The 4,556-nt window shown below is 36.0% G+C and carries 5 protein-coding genes and 5 pseudogenes; 8 read left to right on the top strand and 2 right to left on the bottom strand.

Annotated features, from left to right (window positions below; all coding sequences use genetic code 11):
• Positions 1–131: pseudogene (locus HMPREF0493_RS09370) on the bottom strand (ISL3 family transposase); the annotation flags it as partial.
• A pseudogene (locus tag HMPREF0493_RS09365) lies at positions 121–267 on the bottom strand (ISL3 family transposase); the annotation flags it as partial. The pseudogenes HMPREF0493_RS09370 and HMPREF0493_RS09365, both read right to left, overlap by 11 nt.
• Before the next feature lie 132 nt (positions 268–399).
• Between HMPREF0493_RS09365 and HMPREF0493_RS09060 the strand changes: the two are divergent.
• From HMPREF0493_RS09060 to HMPREF0493_RS05380, 8 genes and pseudogenes are all read left to right on the top strand, one after another.
• Positions 400–945, top strand: coding sequence for a Rossmann-fold NAD(P)-binding domain-containing protein (locus HMPREF0493_RS09060; protein ID WP_006352313.1), 546 nt, complete (start codon positions 400–402; stop codon positions 943–945).
• A 346-nt stretch (positions 946–1,291) separates the two neighbouring features.
• Entirely contained in the window at positions 1,292–1,609 is a 318-nt protein-coding gene (locus HMPREF0493_RS05405; RefSeq protein WP_006352311.1) for a DUF2798 domain-containing protein, read from the top strand.
• Positions 1,610–1,764: 155 nt separating this feature from the next.
• The gene (locus HMPREF0493_RS05400) at positions 1,765–1,950 is read left to right on the top strand and encodes a hypothetical protein (RefSeq protein ID WP_006352310.1); all 186 of its coding nucleotides are present in this window, start codon (positions 1,765–1,767) and stop codon (positions 1,948–1,950) included.
• Positions 1,951–1,963: 13 nt separating this feature from the next.
• A pseudogene (locus HMPREF0493_RS05395) lies at positions 1,964–2,463 on the top strand (GNAT family N-acetyltransferase).
• A gap of 47 nt (positions 2,464–2,510) precedes the next feature.
• A pseudogene (locus HMPREF0493_RS05390) lies at positions 2,511–3,135 on the top strand (NUDIX hydrolase N-terminal domain-containing protein).
• Positions 3,136–3,146: 11 nt separating this feature from the next.
• A pseudogene (locus HMPREF0493_RS08390) lies at positions 3,147–3,275 on the top strand (helix-turn-helix domain-containing protein); the annotation flags it as partial.
• Positions 3,276–3,296: 21 nt separating this feature from the next.
• Positions 3,297–4,136, top strand: coding sequence for a helix-turn-helix domain-containing protein (locus tag HMPREF0493_RS05385; protein WP_006352306.1), 840 nt, complete (start codon positions 3,297–3,299; stop codon positions 4,134–4,136).
• A 121-nt stretch (positions 4,137–4,257) separates the two neighbouring features.
• Positions 4,258–4,556 (top strand): ATP-binding cassette domain-containing protein (locus tag HMPREF0493_RS05380; RefSeq protein WP_006352305.1); only part of this gene is annotated, 299 nt, incomplete at its 3' end.

Raw genomic sequence — 4,556 nt, 5'->3', positions numbered from 1 at the left:
CGCGGATAAATCTTGCCCAAATCATCATATTTTTTCAGATAAGGCTTCCAGGGAGATTTCAAAAGCTTGTATTCTCGGGATTGCTTGTCAAATGTCTTCATGGCTCTGACACGCAGAGAATTGAATGAGCGCGGTGAACACCTTTCTCTTGGAAGCATTGTAAATACAGTAGTATTTATTGACCAAGTCTGATTGAGCCATTGAGCGTTTTTGGCAAGAGCGGCAGAGGTCTCTCTGTTTAAATAAACGAATAATAATTGGCCGGCTGAAGCAAAACGGCCTGATAGATTTTCTGCTTTTCAATATCAAGCGAAAATTTAATACAATTGTTGTAAGAGGACATAGCTAACACCTTGATAAATAAAAATTATAGAGCCATAAAAAGCAGCACCGGCAGGAATGAAAACATTGCAAGTTGATCTTAAAAAGCAGTATCCATCTGTTTTGCTGAATATTATTTATGCACATAAAAGTAAGAAAGACTTACATTTGCATATCATTATTCCAGCCTTGAAAAAAGAACAACAACTTTTTCCTTTGATAATGTGGGTGCAAGGTTCAGCCTTTCATAAGCAGAATTTAAGCTTGTACTTGCCGCAAATGATCAAGGTGGCCCAGCAAGGCTATGTCGTAACAATGGCAACGATGGTTTTGAATTCAGAAATTTTAAAGACCAGAAAAAGCTATTTGCTCACGCAAAGCCGGTCATACACAATGCCTGAACTTGGTAAGATTATGACTAAAGTTACGGGTCATGAGATTGGTTATCATCCAGTGACGGTTGAAGAATTCGGCGAGATCCATGCTTCTGAAGGTGATGGTCATGAACTTGCTTCTGGTGGTGCGAAGGGTTACCTTCATGGCTTGAGTGATGATTTTGCTCATATTACGGGACATGAACCAGAAACGATAGAACATTTCTTGATGAGAAAATATCAGAAATAGAACTTAAACTATTATACGCACACTATCGTATATAAAACTTTTCTTGATTTTTCTAAGAAATTTTTGCTATAATCAACGCAAACAGATGTTTTTATCTAAGAGGAAAAGGGCTGATAGGCGTAAGTCTAGCGGGTCTTTTTTTAAGTTAAGAAATGATGTTTGAATGAAGGTTCTCAGTTTCCCACAAAATAAAAAAGAAAAATTATTATATACATTAATCGTTTCATGCTTGGATGTTGCCACAATTACGCCGGCTATTAATTTCTGCCAACAAGGATTGAGCTGGAATGTTTATATGGGTGTAGTAAAAACTTTTCCAATGATATAGGTAGTAACTGTCAGTTGTTTGGCAGTAACGCGTTATCCAGTAGGAAAATTAAAGAAATTTTTATCCGAAGAAACTGACTCTTATGATGCCAAAATTGCTCTGAATATCATTAGCAATGTTGTTTTCATGTCAATGATTATGACGATTGCCAAATCATGGGCTGGTCAAGGACAGATTGATATGAGTATTTTCCAACGTTACTTAACTTTATGGCTACGTAATTTCGGGATTGCTTTCTGCATGCAAAGCTTGATTGTACACCCAACTGCTCGTTTTGCAATGAGATTAGTTCATAGTCGCCAAAATCAATGCGTTGCAGTTGAAGAAGCAGAATAAATTTAAAGATGATAATTAAGGATCGGAATTGTTGTTTAGCAATTTCGATTTTTTCTTGCCCAATTTTTGTCTAAGTTTTATTTTTAGAAAAAACAGAAGTTGATAGGTGACAAGATGAATTAAGCTGAAGCAATCAATATTTTGGCAAATTAAGGATGCGTGATGATAAAGATATGAATAAAATTATTAAAAATATAGAAGAATATTTATTGGATCGAAAAATAGATCGAATTTCGGCTAAAAGGATAAATCAAAAATATAAATCATATTCTGAAATAGAATTATTTGGTAAGAATGAATTAGATGATGTCCAAGAAGATGAGAATGATGGTTGGGAATAAATAGGAGTATCCAATGAAGATAATTTATCGTACTGTTCAAAGAGCAGATTTACCGATGGTCGTTAGTTTAGAATCAGCGGCCTTTCACATGAGTAAAGAAATGATTAAAAAAGATATGGTCGGTAGGATAGAAAATTATCCTGATACTTTCTTGGTAGTTGAAGATGAAGAAACTGGAAAAGTTGTTGGCCACACCTTCGGCCCGGCTTTTTCCAAACGCTACATTGAGGATGAGCTTTATTTTAGAAATAATCCTAATCACTCAGAAGATAAATACCAAATGATCTTATCAGTTGCAGTTGCCCCTAAACATCGTCATCAGGGAATTGCTTCAAACTTGTTAAATAAAATGGCGGAAATTGCTAAAAAGCAGGGCAGAAAGGCGATATCTTTAACTTGCTATCCTGAACTTTTCCATTTTATGAGGCCAATGGTTTTATTAATGAAGGTAAAACACATAATTTGCCGGATCCTAATGGCAAACAAAGTTATAATATGGTGAAAGAACTTTAAGATAAAGTCAATGGCATAAGTTAGTTACAAATTTTGAATGATAAAAAATGAAAGATTACGATCAATTTACTCAATGGGCTTTAAAACTTCAAAGCCTTACCCAAGCCGGACTTCATTATGGCCATGATGCCTTTGGCAAAGAGCGTTATGAAGAAATTCGCAAAATTGCAGGCGAAATGATGCAAGCAAAAACTGGCCTTCCGCAAGAGCTGATAAAAACTCTCTTTTTAGGAGACGAAGGTTATCAAACGCCGAAGATTGATACGCGAGCTGCAATTTTTAAAGATGATCAGATTTTGCTAGTTCATGAAAAATTATCTGATGACTGGTCTATGCCTTGTGGTTGGTGTGAAGTTCATTTGTCTACAAAAGAAAATTGCATTAAAGAGGCAAAAGAAGAATCTGGTCGCCGATGTTGAACCCATCAAATTGATCGCGCTGCAAGAGAGAAATAAACACAATCGACCGCTTCTGGCTACTGGTATTATTAAAGCCTTTTATTTGTGTAAAGTTCTTGGTGGTGAATTCAGAGAGAACGATGAAACTTGCGATTGTCGCTACTTTAGTTTAAATAATTTGCCTAAGCTTTCACTGGGCCGCAATACTAAGGAGCAAATTGAAATGTGCTACCGTGCGGCACACGATCGAAATTGGCAAACAGTATTTGAGTAGAAACAAATCGAGATATTAATGAAATTGCTGCCAATGTTGGTTATAATAATTCCAACTATTTCTTCCGTGTTTTTAAGGAACAAACTAAGATGACTCCTAGTGAATATCGCCGGATGATTAAGGAGAAGAAGAAAAATTAAGGTAGAAGAAGGTAATAATTAGTGACAATTGAAAAAATAAAGGTCTTTTTTCCAACTGCATTAATTGATAAGTCATTTGCTGAAGGAATTAAAAATGTGGAATTGCGTGTAGATAATCATCTGATACGTATTCCGCTTAACGATTTGAGTCCACGTGAATTATGCTTTATTGACTTGTTGAGACAAAATAATCAACTAAAAATTCAGCGTAATAGTCCTTGGGAAAAATACCTTTTTGGTGATGGCTTGAAACCAAAAAGTTCAATCAAATTGCGCTTTCTTTATATTACTGTTCATCAGCTTGATAAAGAGCAAAAGACTAAATGGCAGCAAATGATCTTGACGTTCTTTTCGAATACGACAGCATCATTTTGGGCAAAGGATGAGCAGTTAGTAATTGTAGATGAAGCCTGCACTTTGTCAAAAGAAGAACTAAGCGGGATGTTGGATACAGTCGATAGCGATTTTGATTCAGAAAGTCGTTTGTTGATCGGTTTAGTCTGGAAGCGGAAATGCGATTTGCGGGCCTTGTTTGAGGAAGAGCGGCAAATTAGTACTTTTTCACAAAAACAGCAAGCGGTGGCAACGGTACCTGACTATGCTTTGAAATTCTATTTGCATTCTTTTAATCAAGATAGCTTAGTCCTTCAAACTTATCGGCAAATGTTTGAAGAGCTGGATTATGCGATTAATTTGATTCGTGCTCTTTATCAGGTCGGGGGCAATGTTTCGCAGGCATCAAAGGCAATGTACGCTCATCGCAATACTTTGGAATACCGGATTGATAAACTAAAGAATGAGTTTGCCTTGAATCTACGGTCTATGACTGATTTGACCTTTTGTTATCTTGCAATTGTTTAAAGTGACCAAAAATTTGTTCACTTTTTTGTTTACTTCTACATTGAAGCGCTTTCGTAAAAAACGTATTCTATAAATGTAAGTTACGAAGACAAAAATAATAAAAATCAAAAGAGGTAAAAACATGGTAGAAGTTGATTTAAACCATATTTACAAGAAATACGAAGGCAATGACTTTTATTCAGTAAACGACTTTGATTTACATATCAAAGATAAGGAATTCATCGTTTTCGTAGGTCCATCAGGTTGTGGTAAGTCCACTACTTTGAGAATGATTGCCGGCTTGGAAGACATTTCAAAGGGTACTTTGGAAATTGACCACAAGGTAATGAATGACGTTGCCCCAAAGGACCGTCGCATTGCCATGGTTTTCCAGAACTACGCTTTGTACCCGCACATGAACATTTACGACAACATGGCTTT

Source organism: Lactobacillus amylolyticus DSM 11664 (assembly GCF_000178475.1).
Classification (GTDB): Bacteria; Bacillota; Bacilli; order Lactobacillales; family Lactobacillaceae; genus Lactobacillus; species Lactobacillus amylolyticus.
Note: the sequence above shows the minus strand (reverse complement) of the source record. Positions and strands in the feature narration are given on the sequence as shown.

What these genes read in the sequence shown, in the direction of transcription:
- HMPREF0493_RS09060 (WP_006352313.1), top strand. Translation starts at nt 400, where the DNA reads ATGAAAACATTGCAAGTTGATCTTAAAAAGCAGTATCCATCTGTTTTG.
- HMPREF0493_RS05400 (WP_006352310.1), top strand. Translation starts at nt 1,765, where the DNA reads ATGCGTGATGATAAAGATATGAATAAAATTATTAAAAATATAGAAGAA.